This window comes from Thioclava arctica, from assembly GCF_040892615.1.
Classification (GTDB): domain Bacteria; phylum Pseudomonadota; class Alphaproteobacteria; order Rhodobacterales; family Rhodobacteraceae; genus Thioclava; species Thioclava arctica.
This window is the reverse complement of sequence record NZ_JBFRYC010000009.1, coordinates 112,994-129,917: the sequence shown is the minus strand read 5'-3', so window position 1 is coordinate 129,917 and position 16,924 is coordinate 112,994. Positions and strand designations below refer to the sequence as shown.

Here is a 16,924-nt window from a genome sequence, read left to right as displayed (position 1 = left end):
CTCAGAAACGAGACAGTGTGGACAGGCGCCCAAACCGCTCGTGAGGCTTATGCTTCGCTCTGATCCTCGGCGTCATCCGCGGATCGACCAAGATGGCGGCGACCGCGAAAGCCCTGTGCCACAACAAATTTTTCAGAACTATTCGCGCGCGAAGCTGGCGGCTTTACATTCGCAACCTTGTCAAAATTCTTCTTTAACGTGGTCAGAAGAACCTGCTCAGTGCCCCCCGCTAGCACTTTTGCAACAAAAGTGCCGCCCTCTTCCAAAACGTCAAAGGCGAACTCCGCAGCGGCTTCGCACAAGATGATGATGCGCAAATGGTCGGTATTTTGATGGCCCGAACTGGAGGCCGCCATATCCGACATCACCACATCGGCCTTGCCTCCGAGCCATTCCTTGACCTTATCATCCGCCCCCTCTTCGAGGAAATCGAGCTGATGAATCTCGGCGCCCGGCACATGATCGACCTCTTGCAGATCGATCCCCAGAACGGTGCCCACGCGCTTGCCCGATTTCTCGCCCAACGCATTGACCCGCTTGACCGCGACTTGCAGCCAGCCCCCGGGCGCACAGCCCAGGTCGACAACCCGCGCACCGGGCACGAGAAAGCGATATTTCTCGTCCAGCTCCAAAATCTTATAGGCCGCGCGACCGCGATAGCCCTCTTTCTTGGCGCGCACGACATAAGGGTCATTGAGCTGGCGTTCGAGCCAAAGCGTCGAGGACAGCTTGCGTCCCTTGGCGGTCTTGACGCGCACGCGCAGATCGCGCTCGCCGCGCCCGGAGGTGTTTTTGCCACTCGGTGTCTTTGCCATTATTCCATCTCTTCCAACACGCCGTCCCCGGCCATCTGCGCGTATAGCAGACCTTCGCGCAGACCGCGATCCGCAACGCTCAACTGATCGGTGGGCCAAACCCGCATCAAGGCTTGCAAGATCGCCGCCCCCGACATGATCAGCGTGTGACGGTCGCGCCCAATGCGCGGATCCGCGCGCCGCCCCGCCGGCCCCAGCGTCAGGAACGAGCGGATCACCGCATCAATCTGCGCCGAGTTCATCATCAGCCCGTCCACCCGATTGCGATCATAGCGCTTGAGCCCAAGGTGACAGGCCGCAACTGTGGTGACCGTGCCGCTTGTGCCGATGATCTGGAACCCCTCTTGCGGGCTGCCCGAGGCATAAGGGGTGAAATCGGCCAGCTTTTCCTCAAAGAACCAGCTCATCAAGGCAAAGCGCGCAGCGTCATCTTCGACATCGGCGAATTGGTCTTTCAGCGTCGCCACACCCAACGGCACCGAAATCCAATCGACCACGCGCGCCGCCGGAATTGGCCCGTCGGGCTGGTTAAACCCCTGCCCCAACCGCATGATCGCGCGCGCCCGGTCGCCCGGCGGCACGTCTTCGAGGTCGATCCAGACCAGCTCGGTCGAGCCGCCCCCGATATCGACCACCAGCACCTGTTCAGATTTCGGACTGACCAGCGAGGCGCAGGAAATCACTGCCAGTTGGGCCTCTTCCTCGGCGGCGATGATTTCCAGCGGCAAACCAGTTTCGCGGCGGACATAGCGCATGAAATCGCGCGCATTCTTGGCGCGCCGACACGCCTCGGTCGCAACAAGACGCATCCGTTTGACGCCATGCGTATCAATTTTGCGGCGACAAATTTGCAAGGCCTGCACCGTGCGCGCCATCGAGTTGCGCGACAATCGGCCATAGGTTTCAAGACCTTGGCCAAGCTGGACCGCCTTGGAAAAGCTGTCCACGACCTGAAACTGCGCGCCCATGGGTCGGGCGATCAGCATCCGGCAACTGTTGGTGCCAAGATCTAGGGCAGCGTAAAGCTCCCCCGCCTCAGCGGTCTGGGTCGCGGACTGCTCGACCAATGGCGGCTTTCCGGGAGACCCGGATCGTGCCGTTTTCGGGAGCGCGCCCGCCGACCGGGGACGCCTGGGCGCCATAATCACGCCCTCCGATTTCAAGTTACCTTGACGCTACAGTGTTGCCCTGTGCGGTTCAAGGGAGCGTTGCGTGGAAGTGATAGGTATTGGGGCGCGAGACGTGGCGGAATGCGTGCCTGCGCGGCGGTTTTACGGGCGTTTGCTCAGCGCCTATGCCAGTGCTTTCGCACCTTTTGGTGCGCATTCAGGCTGCGAGGACTGCGTTGTCAAAGATCTGCGACTGACCTGATGCGGATTGGCCGGAGGCCTTCAATCTGAACAATCCTATCGAACGCAGCACCGACAATCGTGGGCGCGAGGCCCGACAGATCCGCGACTGATCAATGTCACCGATCACACCAAGCCGCGCAAACGGGTGATGCCCTTATCAGCTTTCAGAGATTTGAAACCGCGCCACCTTGGTAGGTTTAAAAATAGCGTTTCGGGCAGATCATCTTATCAAACGACAATCCGTTACGGATAAAGCCGAGGCTTTTCAGCCCCCTCGGGAAATTCAAGAAATGCGAAGGGGGAGAGCCACGCCCTCCCCCAATCCTTGATTACAGCTTGAGCGACGGGATGATCTGCTTTTTGCGGCTCATCACGCCGGGCAGCACGACCGTGTCGCCCGAGACGGTGGCGCCAAAGCTTTTCTCGGCCAAAGTTTTCACCAGATCGTTCGGGATCAGGAAGGTCGCCTCTTCGTTGAGGATGTCGACCACGAACAGCAGCACCTGATCGACGCCATCTTCGCGCGCCACATCGGTCATCGACGCCATCAAGCTGGCCTTGCGATCCAGCACCATTTTCGGCGCGGTGGTTTCCAGCACCGAGACGCGGAACTTGGTGCCCTCGACGGCATATTCCTTGGAATCCATGCGCAGTAGCTCGGCATCGGAGAATTCCGACACATCCGATTTCGCTTCAAACATCTTGGCTGCCAGATCGCCGATATCGACGCCCAGCTCCTTCGCCAGCGCCTCGCAGACCGCGCGGTCGTGATCGGTCGTCGTGGGCGAGCGGAATTCCAGCGTGTCCGAGATGATGCAGCTCAGCATCGCGCCTTTGATGCCCTTGGGGGCCTTGGCAATATCGTCACCCATCAGGTCATACATGATGGTAGCGGTGCAGGCGAGCGGGCGCATCGTGATGTCGATCGGGCCTTTGGTTTCCAGCCCACCGGCCAGCTTGTGGTGGTCGATGATCTGCACAATATCCGCGCTATTGATGCCAGCGGGCAGCTCGGCGGGGTTGTTGGTGTCCACAATCACCACCTTGTCGCCCTCAGCCACGTCCGAGATGATCTCGGGCTTGTCCAGACCCCAATGCTGGATCACGAAAGCGGCCTCGGTATTGGGTTCGCCCAGCAGGCAGGGCGTCGCGGGGATGCCTTTGACTTCAGAGAGATACCACGCCCAAGCGATGGGCGAGCCGGTGGAGTCAGTATCGGGGGCTTTGTGGCCGAAAACTTTGGTGCTCATGAAGGAATCCTTGGGATTGGGCGTGATTTTGCGCGCTTTATAGGGCCGCATCGCTGCTTTGTCACCTGCCCTGCGCGGCCGTGTCGCTCAATCAAGGCGTGTGATCGTATAGCCGTCTTGTTGCAGCAAATAGAGCAAGCCCTGATCGCCGGACAGATGCAGCGCGCCGACCGCAACCACGACCGGGCCATTGGTGGCGGCGGCCTCGATCCCGGGCAGCCAATTGTGGTTGCGCGCCACCATCAAGAGGTCTTCGGACAGCTTCATTTGCCGCTCGACCTCAACCGGTGCCATCCCCCCGGCAATCGCCTGTTCACGCGCCAGCTCCCAGATGATGCGCGGCTCGCCCCGGAAATACAGGTCCGCCATCGTGACGCCCATATCATCGGCCAAAGGCGCGCCCACCACAGCCGCGCGCAGCATCTCCAGCGAATCCGCCTCGCTGATCGAGTTGAATAGCGTGAAAACGGTATCCCAAGGTTCCAACGCGCGAATCGCGACCTTGTCGGTCTGGGCGGCCTGCATCAGCACCTTATCAAGCCCCTTGCCCCCGGCCCCCATATCCTTGACCGCGCAGGGCGGCAGCGACAGCGTCATCGCAACAAACGCCGGGCGCATTTTGGCAGCCAGAAAGGCGGGCATGCCATGGGCCGCCAGTGCCGTCTTGGTCAGTTCCCATTCGGCGGGGGACAGCAGCTCGGGCAGCGTCTTGCCCTTGGAAAACATTAGCGTCGGATCGGCCATCATCGCCTTTTGCAGCCGTGCCTCCTCATCGGGTCCGGCCTCGACCAGCAGTGCGCTGGCGTGTTTAAGCGCCTCTTGCACCTGTGCGACCAGCGCATCGTGGCGCGGATCAGGCAGATGATAGGTGCCCGCCAGCGTGATGGTCTGATCCCCCTTGGTGGCAGAAAATACGAGCCCCTGCGCGAAGGGCACGGCATGGGCGGCGGCCTCAAGGCGGGCCTGTTCGGCCTTGGGCAAAGCGTCAAAAAGATCGCTGCCAGAGCATTGCGCGCCGACCGGCAAGGCAAGCGCAACCCAAAGCACGGGCATCAAGACGGGAGCCAGCAACTGGCGCAGGGGGCGAAGGGTCATCATGGGCGCACAGTGCCACGCAGCGCGGCGCGCGCAAAGTGACAAACGTGTTCACCAAGCGCGGGCATTTTTCGCCAATCGGGTGTTGACAGAATGGGGGTGCAGTGACTAACTCCGCCATCGTTAGCACTCGTGTTAGATGAGTGCTAAAAGCTTTGAACCTGGAACCTTAGGGAGTAAGCCAGATGGCATTTAAACCGCTGCATGACCGTGTGCTGGTCAAACGCGTCGAAGGCGAAGAGAAAACCAAGGGTGGTTTGATCATCCCCGACAGCGCCAAAGAAAAACCGGCTGAGGGTGAAATCATCTCGGTTGGCGAAGGCGCACGCAAGGATTCGGGCGAGCTGATCGCACCGAGCGTGAAAGCTGGCGACCGTATCTTGTTCGGCAAATGGTCGGGCACCGAGGTCACGCTTGATGGGCAAGAACTGCTTATCATGAAAGAAAGCGACATCATGGGCATCATCTCGTAAGGCCTTAGCCTTTCGCAGATACCCTGATTTCCAACGAAATTTTCAGTCAAGGAGCCAAAAGACATGGCAGCCAAGGACGTCAAATTCTCCACCGACGCACGCGACCGGATGCTCAAGGGCGTCAACGTACTCGCTGATGCGGTGAAAGTTACGCTGGGCCCGAAAGGCCGCAACGTGGTCATCGAAAAAAGCTTCGGCTCGCCGCGCATCACCAAAGACGGTGTGTCGGTTGCACGTGAAATCGAACTGAGCGACAAGTTCGAAAACATGGGCGCGCAGATGGTCAAAGAAGTGGCCTCGCGCACCAATGATGAGGCCGGCGACGGCACCACCACCGCGACCGTGCTGGCACAAGCCATCATCAAAGAAGGCCTCAAGGCCGTGGCCGCGGGCATGAACCCGATGGACCTCAAGCGCGGGATTGATCTGGCGACCTCGAAAGTGGTTGCAGCGATCAAAGCCGCGTCGCGCCCGGTCAAAGACCAGGACGAAGTGGCTCAGGTCGGCACGATCTCGGCCAATGGCGAAGAGACCATCGGTCGCTTCATCGCGGACGCTATGCAAAAAGTTGGCAACGAGGGTGTGATCACCGTCGAAGAAAACAAAGGCATGGAAACCGAGGTTGAAGTCGTCGAAGGTATGCAGTTCGACCGTGGCTACCTGTCGCCCTACTTCGTCACCAATCCCGACAAAATGGTTGCGGATCTGGAAGACTGCCTGATCTTGCTGCACGAGAAAAAACTCAGCTCGCTCCAGCCGATGGTGCCGCTGCTCGAGCAGGTGATCCAGTCCAACAAACCGCTCTTGATCATTGCCGAAGACGTCGAAGGCGAAGCCCTTGCGACCCTCGTCGTGAACAAGCTGCGTGGCGGTCTGAAAATCGCAGCCGTCAAGGCTCCGGGCTTTGGCGATCGTCGCAAATCCATGCTGCAGGACATCGCGATCCTGACCGGTGGCCAGGTGATCTCGGAAGATCTTGGCATGAAGCTGGAAAATGTCGGCATGGACATGCTGGGCACCGCGAAAAAAGTCTCGATCACCAAAGAGACCACGACCATCGTGGACGGCGCTGGTGACAAGGCCGAGATCGAAGCTCGCGTCGCTCAGATCCGCACCCAGATCGAGGAAACCACCTCGGATTACGACCGTGAGAAGCTGCAAGAGCGTGTGGCCAAACTCGCCGGTGGTGTGGCTGTCATCCGCGTTGGCGGCATGACCGAAACCGAAGTGAAAGAGCGCAAGGATCGCGTCGATGACGCGCTCAACGCAACCCGCGCTGCCGTTCAAGAAGGTATCGTTGTTGGCGGTGGCGTGTCGCTGGTTCAGGCCGCTAAGGTTCTGCACGGCATGACCGCAGCAAACAGCGACCAAGAAGCGGGTATCGCCATCGTGCGCCGCGCTCTTGAGGCTCCGCTGCGTCAGATCGCTGACAACGCAGGCGTCGACGGCGCTGTCGTGGCCGGTAAGGTCCGCGAAAGCGACGATCTGAACTTTGGCTTCAACGCGCAGACCGAAGAATATGGCGACATGTTCAAGTTCGGCGTGATCGATCCGGCCAAAGTGACGCGCACCGCTCTTGAGGATGCGTCCTCGATCGCAGGTCTGCTGATCACCACCGAAGCCATGATCGCCGAAAAGCCCGAGCCTAAAGGCGCTGGCGGCGGCGCACCCGACATGGGTGGCATGGGCGGCATGGGCGGCATGATGTAATCAGCCGTTCCCGCTTGGAACTTTGGGAAAGGGCGCCTTGCGGGGCGCCCTTTTTCATGACTGCCCGTGGCTTAGCGTAACCCTTGCGCAACCATCGTCGGGTTGAACTCGATCACCCGATATTGCGCAACGCCCGCAATCTGAAAGGGATCAAGTCGGAACAACGCCTCGATCTCGGCCCGCTCGGTGCCAATCGCGATGATCACCCCACCATCGCGCGGCACCTTCGCCCCCGAGGCCAGAAAGCGACCCGCCGCGTATTGCTCTCTGAGAAACGCCCGGTGCGGCTCCAAAAGCGCGTCAACCTCTGCCATCGGCGCAAGATAGCTGAGTTCGGCCACGAAAAGATGCTGTCCTTCGCAAAGTATCGTCATTGTCTTGTCCATTCAGTTGCGTCCGCAAAAGATAGTTCGCCGCCCTGCCCTGTCGACAGCGCTTGCGCCACGCGATAGCGTCGCGCGAAACGAGGAGGAACAGATGATCGACGTAGCATTGGTAACGGGGGCGGCGCGCGGCATTGGCCTTGCGACGACAAAACTGTTTCTGGAAATGGGCTGGCAGGTTGTGATGCTGGATCGCGACGTCGAGGCGCTTGAGGCGGCGAGCAGCGCGCTTAACGGCACCCATCCGATCCTGTGCGACATTTCCGATCCCGAGCAGGTCGCCGTCATGGCCGAGGAAGTCGGGCGGATCGCGCAATATGGCCTCAAAGCGGTGGTCAACAACGCGGGCGTGGCCGAATTCGGCCCGATCGGCGAGACCGATTTCGCGATGTGGCGCCGCGTGATGGCCACCAATCTCGACGGCATGTTTCTGGTCAGCCAAGCGCTGACGCCGCTTTTGGCCAAGGCGAAGGGTGCGATTGTGAATATCGCCTCGATCTCGGGGCTGCGCGCCTCGACGCTGCGGGTGGCCTATGGCACCTCCAAAGCGGCGGTGATTGCGCTAACCGAGCAGCAGGCAGTGGAGCTGGGCGAGTTGGGCATTCGCGCCAATGCAGTCGCGCCGGGGCCGGTGCGCACCAAACTTGCGATGGCGGTGCATTCCCAAGAGATCATCGACGCCTATCACGATGCGATCCCGCTCAATCGCTACGGATCGGAACGCGAAATCGCCGAGGCCATCGCCTTTCTCGCCTCGGACAAGGCCAGCTTTGTGACCGGGCAGCTTTTGGCCGCAGATGGTGGATTTGGGGCAACTGGCATCGGCCTGCCTGCGTTGAGAAAGCACTAAAATGTTCGATTTGTGCATTTTTGATTGCGACGGGGTGCTGATCGATTCCGAAATCATCTCGGCCAATATGCTGATCGCAGAGCTGCGAAACCTGGATGTGAATATCGATCTCGATTACGTCGCACGCAATTTTCTGGGCCGCTCTTATCCGACGGTGATGAAACAGATCCGCTTTGAATTCGGTCTCGATCTGCCCGAAGATTTCGAGGCGCGCTACCGCGCCCGCTTACTTGCGGCCTTTGAAACAGACCTGCGGGTGATGCCCGGCGTGAGCGACGTGATCGCGCAACTCGGTGTGTCGTGGTGCGTGGCAACCTCATCCAGCCCGCAGCGCGCGCAGCGGTCGCTGGAAATCGTCGGACTGGATAAGCAGGTACAGGGCCGGATTTTCACCGCCAGCGAAGTTGCGCAAGGCAAACCCGCGCCCGATCTATTCTTGCATGCCGCGCGCCAGATGGGCGCTGACCCTGCCCGCTGCGTGGTGATTGAAGACAGCCTGACGGGCATCCGCGCAGGGCTGGCGGCGGGCATGACGGTGTGGCGCTTCACCGGCGGCAGCCATCTGCACGGGCGGCCGCTGTTGCGCCCCGCCGATGCGATTGCGCAACTAGAATTTGCCTCTTTCGACGAATTCTTTCATCTTGGTCCCAATATGAGGGCCGCGACATGAACCGGATGAATGAGATCGAGGCCACCCGCGAGGACGAGGCTGCCCGCGCGGGATGGCTTTATTACGTGGGCGGCATGACGCAAGATCAGATCGCGGCCGAGCTGGGCGTTTCGCGCCAGCGCGCGCAGCGTCTGGTCAGCCGCGCGGTTTCGGACGGGCTGGTGCGGGTGCGCATCGAGCACAAGATCGGCGCCTGTTTGGAACTGGAGGCCGCGCTGCGCCGTCGCTTTCAGTTGCAAACGGTGCGCGTCGCCCCCTCGCTGGGCGAAGGGGGCGACCGAGCACGCGCCACCGCCCCGCTGGCGGCGACTCTGCTGGAGCGCATCCTTGCGCGGCCCGAACCGCAGGTGATCGCCTTTGGCACCGGGCGCTCTTTGAGTGCAATGGTCGAAGAGGTGATGCAGCCCCCCGCCATGGCCCATAAGATCGTCTCGTTGATTGGCAATATCGCGCCCGATGGGTCGGCCAGCATTTACGATGTAATCATGCGCTTGGCCAACAAGCTGCACCTGCCCCACTATCCGATGCTGGTGCCGGTGATTTCGGAAAGCGCCGAGGAACGCGCGATGTTTGACCATCTCAAGCCGGTGCAGGCGGTGCGCCGCTTGGCCGCGCAGGCGGATGCGACCTTTGTCGGGGTGGGCCAGTTGGGCGACGACGCGCCCGTCTACAAGGACGGGTTCGTGACCCTCTCAGAGTTGCGAGAGTTGCAAAACGCAGGCGCGATCGGCGAGCTGGTTGGGGCGTTTTACGACGTGCAGGGACGTTACATCACAACACAAACCACCGAGCGATTTGGCTCATTTAAGATCGCACGCAACGGCGACGCCCCCAAGATCGCGATCGCCGCAGGAGCCTCAAAACTGGCGGCGATTCGAGGTGCTTTGGCGGGTGGATTGATCAATGGATTGGTCACCGACGAAGACACCGCGCGAAGTCTCGTCCAATAAGACTATTCATTTCATAACCTTATTCGAACTTCAAAGGTCTCCACGTCGCCGTGGAAATTGATGATTGACAGAATCTACCGTTTGAATGAATATTTTCTCACGTACTGGGCATTTGCTCAGAATATCTGGGAGGATATCATGACACTCACGTTCCGGGCGCTTCTTGGCGCCTGTGCTCTTGGTGCGCTTGCCACCGCGGCATCCGCTGAGACCACGATCACCGTAGCCACTGTCAATAACGGCGACATGGTCCGCATGCAGGGCTACATGGATGATTTTTACAAGATGCATCCCGACATCAAGGTCGACTGGGTGACACTTGAAGAGAACGTCCTGCGCCAGAAAGTGACGACAGACATCGCCACCAAGGGCGGCCAGTTCGACGTTCTGACCATTGGCACCTACGAGGTTCCGATCTGGGCCAAGCAAGGCTGGCTGGTGTCGCTCAATGACCTGCCTGCCGAGTATGACGTGAACGATTTGCTGCCCGCGATCCGCTCGGGTCTGACGGTCGATGGCAATCTTTACGCCTCGCCCTTCTATGGCGAAAGCTCGTTTGTGATGTATCGCAAGGACCTGATGGAGAAGGCCGGGCTGCAAATGCCCGAAAAGCCGACCTGGGGCGATATCGAGAAAGCGGCCGCGGCGATGACCGACAAGGCCAATGGCGTCTACGGCATCTGCTTGCGTGGCAAAGCGGGCTGGGGCGAGAACATGGCCTTCTTGTCGGCGATGGACAACTCGATGGGCGGCTCGTGGTTCAACATGGATTGGAAACCCCAATTCGACTCCGCGCCATGGAAAGAGACCCTGACCACCTATCTTGACCTGATGAACAAATACGGGCCTCCGGGCGCTTCGTCCAACGGGTTCAACGAAAACCTCGCGCTGTTCCAGCAGGGCAAATGCGGGATGTGGATGGATGCGACGGTGGCGGCCTCGTTCGTGACCAACCCCAAAGATTCCACCGTGGCCGACAAGGTTGGCTTTGCGCTGGCCCCCAACAAGGAAGGCGTCGACAAGCGCGCCAACTGGCTGTGGGCCTGGAGCCTCGCGATTCCGGCAGGCACCAAGCATGAAGCCGCAGCCAAGGCCTTCATCGACTGGGCAACCTCCAAGCACTACACCGAATTGGTTGCCGCCAAAGAAGGTTGGGCCAACGTGCCTCCGGGAACGCGGACCTCGCTGTATGAGAACCCCGAGTATCAAAAGGCGGCCCCGTTCGCCAAGCTGACGCTCGACTCGATCAATGCGGCCGATCCCAAGCACCCCTCGGTGCAGGACGTGCCCTATACCGGCGTGCAGTTCGTTGCGATCCCCGAGTTCCAAGGTCTCGGCAATGCAGTGGGCCAGCAGTTCTCGGCAGCCCTTGCGGGTCAGATGACCGCAGAACAAGCCTTGGAGAGTGCGCAAAGCCTCACCGAGCGTGAGATGAAGAAAGCCGGTTACCTCAAGTAATCCGCTTTCCATCTATCTCTTGGGGCAGCCTGTATTCGGGCCGCCCCATCCCCCCTCTTTCATTGCCGGAGCCGGACCCATGTCCACGCAAGCCTCGCGCGCTGCCGCGCGTCTGATGATATCGCCCTCGGTTATTCTTTTGTTTTTGTGGATGGCCGTGCCGCTGGGCATGACATTGTGGTTCTCGTTCCAGCGCTATAACCTTCTGATGCCCGGCCAGACTGGCTTTGTCGGCTTTCAGAACTACGAATATTTCCTGACCGATCCCGCCTTTTTCACCGCCCTCTGGAACACCTTGTTCCTCGTCGGAGGCGTGTTGCTGATCACCATCATCGGCGGGATGCTTTTGGCGCTGCTGCTCGATCAGGCGATCTTTGGCCAAGGCATCGTGCGGGTGCTGGTGATTGCGCCCTTCTTCGTGATGCCCACGGTGTCGGCGCTGGTGTGGAAGAACTTCTTCTTCAATCCGGTGAACGGGATATTCGCCTATATTGCGCATTTCTTCGGCTTTCCCGCCTATGATTTCCTCGCCCAAGCCCCGCTTTTGTCGATCACGCTGATTGTGGCGTGGCAATGGTTGCCCTTCGCGACGCTGATCTTGCTGACCGCGCTGCAATCGCTTGATAGCGAGCAGCTTGAGGCCGCCGAAATGGATGGCGCCAGCATCTGGTCACGGTTCATCTATATCATGGTGCCGCATCTGTCGCGCGCCGCGACCGTGGTGATCCTCATTCAGACGATTTTCCTGCTGTCGACCTTCGCTGAGATCCTCGTGACCACCAATGGCGGACCGGGCATCGCCTCGACCACGCTGACCTATCTCGTCTATGTCCAATCGCTGCTGCAATTCGACGTCGGCGGCGGGGCGGCAGGCGGCATCGTCGCTGTGATCTTGGCCAACATCGTTGCGATCTTCCTGATGCGGATGATCGGCAAGAATCTGGAGACCTGAGAGATGGCGCGCAAAACTTCAAACCGCCGCAAGCTGGTGATGACGATCCTCGCCTGGAGCGTCGGCTTCGTGATCTTCTTCCCGATCCTGTGGACGATCATCTTGTCGTTCAAGACCGAGGGCGACGCGATCAAGACGCCGTTGCAGGTGCTCACCTCGCATTGGACCTTTGAAAGCTACACCTTGGTGCAGGAACGCTCGAACTATTTCCGCCACTTCATGAACTCGGTGATCATCTCATTCGGCTCGGTGATCCTGGCGCTGATCATCGGCATCCCCTCCGCTTGGGCGATGGCCTTTGTGCCGGGCAAACGCACCAAGGATGTACTGATGTGGATGCTCTCGACCAAGATGATGCCCGCTGTGGGTGTGCTGGTCCCGATCTATCTGATGTTTCGTGACTGGGGGCTGCTGGATACCCGCACCGGCCTGATCATCGTGCTCTGCCTGATGAACCTGCCGATCGTGATCTGGATGCTTTACACCTATTTCAAGGAAATCCCCTCGGAGATCCTTGAAGCCGCCCGCATGGACGGCGCAGGTCTGCGCAGCGAGATCTTGTATGTGCTTACGCCGATGGCAATCCCCGGCATCGCCTCGACGCTGCTTCTCAACGTCATCCTGTCTTGGAACGAGGCCTTCTGGACCCTCAACCTGACAGCGGCCAAGGCTGCCCCGCTGACGGCTTTCATCGCCGCATATTCCAGCCCCGAAGGGTTGTTTTACGCCAAACTCTCTGCTGCCTCGACGCTGGCAATCGCACCGATCCTGATCCTTGGCTGGTTTAGCCAGAAACAGCTTGTGCGTGGCCTGACCTTTGGCGCTGTGAAATAAGGAGATCCCCATGGGACAGATTGAACTCAAAGGCGTCACCAAACGCTTTGGCGATGTGGAAGTCATCCCGCCGCTGGATCTGCATATCGGCGAGGGCGAATTCGTGGTCTTCGTTGGCCCCTCGGGCTGCGGTAAATCCACGTTGCTGCGCCTGATTGCCGGGCTGGAAGACGTGTCGGGCGGCCATATCGAGATCGACGGCCAAGATGCCACCGACCTGCCCCCCGCCAAGCGCAGCCTTGCGATGGTGTTCCAGTCCTACGCGCTGTATCCGCATATGTCGGTGCGCAAGAACATCGCGTTTCCGCTGAAAATGGCCAAGGCCGATCAGGCAACGATCGACGCCAAGATCGAGAATGCCGCGCGCATCCTCAACCTCACCGACTACCTGCATCGCCGCCCCGGCCAGCTTTCGGGCGGTCAGCGTCAGCGGGTTGCGATTGGCCGCGCCATCGTGCGTGAACCGGCGGCGTTTTTGTTTGACGAGCCACTCTCGAACCTTGATGCGGCGCTGCGCGTGAACATGCGGCTCGAGATTTCCGAGCTGCACCAAAAGCTGAAAACCACGATGGTTTACGTCACCCACGACCAAGTCGAGGCAATGACCATGGCCGACAAAATCGTGGTGCTGCATGCCGGCGTGATCGAGCAGGTCGGCTCGCCGCTTGAGCTTTATCGCAGCCCGCGCAACAAGTTTGTGGCAGGCTTCATCGGCTCGCCCAAGATGAACTTCGTCGAGGGCCCCGAGGCGGCCAAGCACAACGCCCACACGATCGGCATCCGCCCCGAGCATATCAATGTCTCCGCGACCGAAGGCGCGTGGAAGGGCACCGTTGGTGTGTCCGAACACCTTGGCTCGGACACGTTCCTGCATGTCGATACCGAGTTCGGGCTGATCAACGTGCGCGGCGATGGCGAGATCGACCTGCATTCGGGTGACAGCGTCTGGCTTAGCCCCGATCTGTCGCAACTGCACAAGTTCGACGCGGCAGGGCTTGCGATCTGATGCGCCTCTCGGGAAAACGCGCCCTGATCACCGGTGCCGCGCGCGGCATCGGGCAGGCATTTGCCGAAAAATACATCGCCGAGGGTGCGCAGGTCGTGATCGGCGATATTGATCTCGAGCGCGCTCAAGACACCGCAGCCGCAATCGGCGCGACTGCCCTGCCCCTTGATGTGACCGACCCGGCCAGCATCGAGGACGCAATGGCCGCGCTGCGCGCCAGCGGCGGGATTGATATCTTGATCAACAACGCTGCGATCTTCACCGCAGCCCCTTTGGTCGAGATCACCCGGCAAGATTACGAACGCGTCTTCAAGATCAATGTCGAGGGCACGCTGTTCATGATGCAGGCGGCCGCGCGCGAGATGATCGCGCAGGGCCGTGGCGGCAAGATCATCAACATGGCAAGCCAAGCCGGGCGGCGTGGTGAGGCCTTGGTGGCGGTCTATTGCGCCTCCAAGGCGGCGGTCATCAGCCTCACGCAGTCGGCGGGGCTGAACCTGATCGAACACGGCATCAACGTGAATGCTATCGCACCCGGTGTCGTGGATGGCGAGCATTGGGACGGCGTCGATGCCTTCTTTGCCAAATACGAGGGCAAGGCACCGGGCCAGAAAAAGCGCGAAGTCGGCGCGGCGGTGCCCTTTGGGCGCATGGGCACGGCACAGGACCTCACCGGGATGGCGGTGTTTCTGGCCTCGGACGAGGCCGAATATATCGTCGCCCAGACCTATAATGTCGATGGCGGGAATTGGATGAGCTGACATGAAACTCTCAAACGAAACGCTTGATCTTCTCCCAGATGATGTGGCGCGCCCCGGCTATGACCGAAGTGATCTGAGCGCGGGAATCGTCCATATCGGCTGCGGCAATTTCCATCGCGCCCATCAGGCGGTTTACCTTGATGACCTGTTCAACCTAGGGATCGGCCATGACTGGGCGCTGCTCGGCGCTGGCGTGCGCGCAGGCGATGCCAAGATGGGCGAAGCGCTGATGGCGCAAGACGGTATGTCGAGCGTGATCGAGCTGGACCCAAGCGCGAAATCGGCCCGCGTGATCGGCGCGATGACGGGCTTTGTGCCGGTGGCCTCGGGCAATGCGCCCCTGATCGCGGCGATGTCGGACCCCGGGATCCGGATTGTCTCGCTCACCGTGACCGAGGGCGGCTATTTCATCGACCCCGAGACCGGCACTTTCAGCCCCACCCATCCCGATATTGCCGCCGATGCGGCCAATCCGGACGCCCCCGAAACCGCCTTTGGCGCGATGATCGCGGCCCTCAAGGCGCGCCGCGCGGCGGATGTCGCGCCCTTCACCGTGATGTGCTGCGACAACGTTCCCCATAATGGCCATGTCACGCGCGATGCGGTGGTTGGGCTGGCACAGCTGTCTGACCCCGAACTGGCGGGCTGGATCAAATCCAACGTCGCCTTCCCCAATTCGATGGTCGACCGCATCACCCCCGCCACCGGCCCGCGCGAGCGCGCTTTGGCCGAAAGCTTTGGGCTGGAGGATGCCGCCCCCGTCACCTGCGAGCCGTTTCGCCAATGGGTGATGGAGGATCATTTCCCCGCCGGCCGCCCGGCGCTGGAGAAAGTCGGCGTGACCTTCACCGAAGCGGTGGATCGTTTTGAGACGATGAAGATCCGCATCCTGAATGGTGGGCACGCGATCATCGCCTATGCAGGTGGTTTGCGCGATATCGAATTCGCCCATGAGGCGATGGCCGATCCCCAGATCCGCGCCTATCTCGACAAGATCGAAACGTCCGAGATTCTGCCGATCATCCCCCCCGTGCCCGACACCGATCTGAGCGCCTATAAGCAACTGATTTTGGAGCGGTTTTCAAACCCCGAAGTGGCCGACACGATCCGCCGCCTGTGCTTTGACGGGTTCAACCGACAGCCGAAATTCATCATCACGTCGATCCGGGACCGGCTGACGCGGGGGCTGGGCTGTGACGGGCTGGTTTTGGCAAGCGCTCTGTGGTGCCGCTATTGCTACGGCACCACAGAAACCGGCGCCGAGATTGCGGCAAACGATCCGAATTGGGACCGTCTGGTGGCGCAGTCCAAAGCGGCGAAAACCCGCCCCGCCGCTTGGCTCGAAATGTCGGAAATCTACGGTGATCTTTCGAAAAACGACGCGCTAGTGGCGCAGTTCACCAAGACGCTGAAGGATGTCTGGGCACGCGGTTCGCAGGCGGTGATCACGGATTACCTCAAGTAGACGCCACACGGAATAAAAGCACTTGGGCGCAGGATCACACCTGCGCCTAGTGAATATCCCAATCGTCGGCGTTGGCACAGGCACCCAACGCCAGCCAATCCGAACGCACCCGCGCCACACGGGTATCCCCCCAGGTGCGAAACACGATCACGAACCCCTCGGGGGTGACCATCTCGGTGGAAATATCCATTCGGCCATTGTGTTTTTGATCAATGTCCCACATCGACAGCGCGACATGCACCAGCGGCTTGGCTGAGAAAGCCTCGGCAAAACTGACCAATTTGCGCAGTTCGCGCGGGCCATCGCCCGTCCACATCGCGCCACCATCCTGATAATCGGAAAACAACACGATGGAGCCTTGCTGCATCCCCATGCGATGGCTTTCGACCGTGATCATGGTGACTGACCTCTCTGCCCGATTGTGCGATCTTACGCGGCTCACTGCCCAGAAAAAAGCCCCGGAAAAACCGGGGCTTGTTTCGTGTCTTTTAACCGGCTCACAGCGTCATATGAGTGCCCATGGCTTCCATATCCGCCAGCAATTTGGCGGTGAGATCTGCTACCGACGGGTGGGCCTCTTCGTGCACACGGCGGGCCTCTGCGATCAGCTTGTCGTGGACTTCACGGGTGAATTCCTCGGCAGGCAGCGAGCGTTCGGCCAGCACCGTCACACCCTCGGGGGTGATCTCGGCAAAGCCACCCGTCACGGCGTAGCTGTGCGTTTCCGAGCGGGTCACCAAGGTGAGCCGACCGGGGCGCAGCGTGGTGAGCATCGGCGCGTGGCCGGGCATCACCGTCAGGTCGCCATCCGCGCCCGGCACCATGACCTCGATCGCTTCCTCTTCCGAGGCGAGCTTGCGCTCGGGTGCGACCAGATCGAATTGCATCGTGTCGGCCATA

At 60.3% G+C, this 16,924-nt stretch carries 18 protein-coding genes; 11 read left to right on the top strand and 7 right to left on the bottom strand.

Going from position 1 to position 16,924, the window contains the following annotated elements; all coding sequences use genetic code 11:
• Window positions 1-47: 47 nt before the first annotated feature.
• The 4 genes from AB4874_RS14560 to AB4874_RS14545 form a co-directional block, all read right to left on the bottom strand.
• Window positions 48-815 carry an RlmE family RNA methyltransferase gene (locus tag AB4874_RS14560; protein ID WP_368392525.1) on the bottom strand — a complete coding sequence of 256 codons (768 nt, stop codon included), beginning with the start codon at window positions 813-815 and terminating at the stop codon, window positions 48-50.
• Entirely contained in the window at window positions 815-1,957 is a 1,143-nt protein-coding gene (locus AB4874_RS14555; RefSeq protein WP_295533816.1) for a Ppx/GppA phosphatase family protein, read from the bottom strand. The genes AB4874_RS14560 and AB4874_RS14555 overlap by 1 nt, the downstream gene beginning before the upstream one ends.
• 539 nt (window positions 1,958-2,496) lie before the next feature.
• The gene (locus AB4874_RS14550) at window positions 2,497-3,417 is read right to left on the bottom strand and encodes a manganese-dependent inorganic pyrophosphatase (protein ID WP_368392524.1); all 921 of its coding nucleotides are present in this window, start codon (window positions 3,415-3,417) and stop codon (window positions 2,497-2,499) included.
• A gap of 87 nt (window positions 3,418-3,504) precedes the next feature.
• Window positions 3,505-4,512 carry a TraB/GumN family protein gene (locus AB4874_RS14545; RefSeq protein ID WP_368392523.1) on the bottom strand — a complete coding sequence of 336 codons (1,008 nt, stop codon included), beginning with the start codon at window positions 4,510-4,512 and terminating at the stop codon, window positions 3,505-3,507.
• A 185-nt stretch (window positions 4,513-4,697) separates the two neighbouring features.
• On the opposite strand from AB4874_RS14545, the gene AB4874_RS14540 reads away from it, so the two are divergent.
• Window positions 4,698-4,985, top strand: coding sequence for a co-chaperone GroES (locus tag AB4874_RS14540; protein ID WP_295533822.1), 288 nt, complete (start codon window positions 4,698-4,700; stop codon window positions 4,983-4,985).
• A gap of 63 nt (window positions 4,986-5,048) precedes the next feature.
• On the top strand, window positions 5,049-6,695 hold the full coding sequence (groL, locus tag AB4874_RS14535) for a chaperonin GroEL (RefSeq protein WP_295533824.1): 1,647 nt from the start codon (window positions 5,049-5,051) through the stop codon (window positions 6,693-6,695).
• Between the two features lie 71 nt (window positions 6,696-6,766).
• On the opposite strand, the gene AB4874_RS14530 is transcribed toward groL, so the two are convergent.
• The gene (locus tag AB4874_RS14530) at window positions 6,767-7,069 is read right to left on the bottom strand and encodes a YciI family protein (protein ID WP_368392522.1); all 303 of its coding nucleotides are present in this window, start codon (window positions 7,067-7,069) and stop codon (window positions 6,767-6,769) included.
• Between the two features lie 103 nt (window positions 7,070-7,172).
• Between AB4874_RS14530 and AB4874_RS14525 the strand changes: the two genes are divergently transcribed.
• From AB4874_RS14525 to AB4874_RS14485, 9 genes are all read left to right on the top strand, one after another.
• Window positions 7,173-7,928, top strand: coding sequence for an SDR family NAD(P)-dependent oxidoreductase (locus AB4874_RS14525; RefSeq protein WP_368392521.1), 756 nt, complete (start codon window positions 7,173-7,175; stop codon window positions 7,926-7,928).
• Window position 7,929: 1 nt separating this feature from the next.
• Complete coding sequence (locus AB4874_RS14520; protein ID WP_368392520.1) at window positions 7,930-8,598, top strand: HAD family hydrolase; 669 nt, start codon at window positions 7,930-7,932, stop codon at window positions 8,596-8,598.
• A 5-nt stretch (window positions 8,599-8,603) separates the two neighbouring features.
• A complete protein-coding gene (locus tag AB4874_RS14515; protein WP_295533916.1) occupies window positions 8,604-9,548 on the top strand; it encodes a sugar-binding transcriptional regulator in 945 nt (314 codons plus the stop codon).
• A 138-nt stretch (window positions 9,549-9,686) separates the two neighbouring features.
• Window positions 9,687-11,006 (top strand): ABC transporter substrate-binding protein, encoded by a 1,320-nt coding sequence (locus AB4874_RS14510; protein WP_295533831.1) that lies wholly within the window; start codon window positions 9,687-9,689, stop codon window positions 11,004-11,006.
• Window positions 11,007-11,085: 79 nt separating this feature from the next.
• On the top strand, window positions 11,086-11,958 hold the full coding sequence (locus AB4874_RS14505; protein WP_295533833.1) for a carbohydrate ABC transporter permease: 873 nt from the start codon (window positions 11,086-11,088) through the stop codon (window positions 11,956-11,958).
• 3 nt (window positions 11,959-11,961) lie between these two features.
• A complete protein-coding gene (locus AB4874_RS14500) occupies window positions 11,962-12,792 on the top strand; it encodes a carbohydrate ABC transporter permease (RefSeq protein ID WP_368392519.1) in 831 nt (276 codons plus the stop codon).
• Window positions 12,793-12,802: 10 nt separating this feature from the next.
• Window positions 12,803-13,798, top strand: a complete 996-nt coding sequence (locus tag AB4874_RS14495; RefSeq protein WP_295533836.1) for an ABC transporter ATP-binding protein — start codon at window positions 12,803-12,805, stop codon at window positions 13,796-13,798.
• Entirely contained in the window at window positions 13,795-14,559 is a 765-nt protein-coding gene (locus tag AB4874_RS14490; protein ID WP_368392536.1) for an L-iditol 2-dehydrogenase, read from the top strand. Before AB4874_RS14495 ends, AB4874_RS14490 begins: the two co-directional genes overlap by 4 nt.
• Before the next feature lies 1 nt (window position 14,560).
• On the top strand, window positions 14,561-16,024 hold the full coding sequence (locus AB4874_RS14485) for a mannitol dehydrogenase family protein (protein ID WP_368392518.1): 1,464 nt from the start codon (window positions 14,561-14,563) through the stop codon (window positions 16,022-16,024).
• A 46-nt stretch (window positions 16,025-16,070) separates the two neighbouring features.
• On the opposite strand, the gene AB4874_RS14480 is transcribed toward AB4874_RS14485, so the two are convergent.
• Both AB4874_RS14480 and AB4874_RS14475 read right to left on the bottom strand, forming a co-directional pair.
• Window positions 16,071-16,421, bottom strand: a complete 351-nt coding sequence (locus AB4874_RS14480) for an H-type lectin domain-containing protein (RefSeq protein ID WP_368392517.1) — start codon at window positions 16,419-16,421, stop codon at window positions 16,071-16,073.
• Between the two features lie 100 nt (window positions 16,422-16,521).
• Window positions 16,522-16,923, bottom strand: a complete 402-nt coding sequence (locus AB4874_RS14475; RefSeq protein ID WP_295533844.1) for a F0F1 ATP synthase subunit epsilon — start codon at window positions 16,921-16,923, stop codon at window positions 16,522-16,524.
• Window position 16,924: the final 1 nt, after the last annotated feature.

Excerpts from the sequence above, each read along its gene's own strand:
- AB4874_RS14560 (WP_368392525.1), bottom strand. The coding sequence starts at position 815 with ATGGCAAAGACACCGAGTGGCAAAAACACCTCCGGGCGCGGCGAGCGC.
- AB4874_RS14555 (WP_295533816.1), bottom strand. The coding sequence starts at position 1,957 with ATGGCGCCCAGGCGTCCCCGGTCGGCGGGCGCGCTCCCGAAAACGGCA.
- AB4874_RS14550 (WP_368392524.1), bottom strand. The coding sequence starts at position 3,417 with ATGAGCACCAAAGTTTTCGGCCACAAAGCCCCCGATACTGACTCCACC.
- AB4874_RS14545 (WP_368392523.1), bottom strand. The coding sequence starts at position 4,512 with ATGACCCTTCGCCCCCTGCGCCAGTTGCTGGCTCCCGTCTTGATGCCC.
- AB4874_RS14540 (WP_295533822.1), top strand. The coding sequence starts at position 4,698 with ATGGCATTTAAACCGCTGCATGACCGTGTGCTGGTCAAACGCGTCGAA.
- groL (WP_295533824.1), top strand. The coding sequence starts at position 5,049 with ATGGCAGCCAAGGACGTCAAATTCTCCACCGACGCACGCGACCGGATG.
- AB4874_RS14530 (WP_368392522.1), bottom strand. The coding sequence starts at position 7,069 with ATGACGATACTTTGCGAAGGACAGCATCTTTTCGTGGCCGAACTCAGC.
- AB4874_RS14525 (WP_368392521.1), top strand. The coding sequence starts at position 7,173 with ATGATCGACGTAGCATTGGTAACGGGGGCGGCGCGCGGCATTGGCCTT.
- AB4874_RS14520 (WP_368392520.1), top strand. The coding sequence starts at position 7,930 with ATGTTCGATTTGTGCATTTTTGATTGCGACGGGGTGCTGATCGATTCC.
- AB4874_RS14515 (WP_295533916.1), top strand. The coding sequence starts at position 8,604 with ATGAATGAGATCGAGGCCACCCGCGAGGACGAGGCTGCCCGCGCGGGA.
- AB4874_RS14510 (WP_295533831.1), top strand. The coding sequence starts at position 9,687 with ATGACACTCACGTTCCGGGCGCTTCTTGGCGCCTGTGCTCTTGGTGCG.
- AB4874_RS14505 (WP_295533833.1), top strand. The coding sequence starts at position 11,086 with ATGTCCACGCAAGCCTCGCGCGCTGCCGCGCGTCTGATGATATCGCCC.
- AB4874_RS14500 (WP_368392519.1), top strand. The coding sequence starts at position 11,962 with ATGGCGCGCAAAACTTCAAACCGCCGCAAGCTGGTGATGACGATCCTC.
- AB4874_RS14495 (WP_295533836.1), top strand. The coding sequence starts at position 12,803 with ATGGGACAGATTGAACTCAAAGGCGTCACCAAACGCTTTGGCGATGTG.
- AB4874_RS14485 (WP_368392518.1), top strand. The coding sequence starts at position 14,561 with ATGAAACTCTCAAACGAAACGCTTGATCTTCTCCCAGATGATGTGGCG.
- AB4874_RS14480 (WP_368392517.1), bottom strand. The coding sequence starts at position 16,421 with ATGATCACGGTCGAAAGCCATCGCATGGGGATGCAGCAAGGCTCCATC.
- AB4874_RS14475 (WP_295533844.1), bottom strand. The coding sequence starts at position 16,923 with ATGGCCGACACGATGCAATTCGATCTGGTCGCACCCGAGCGCAAGCTC.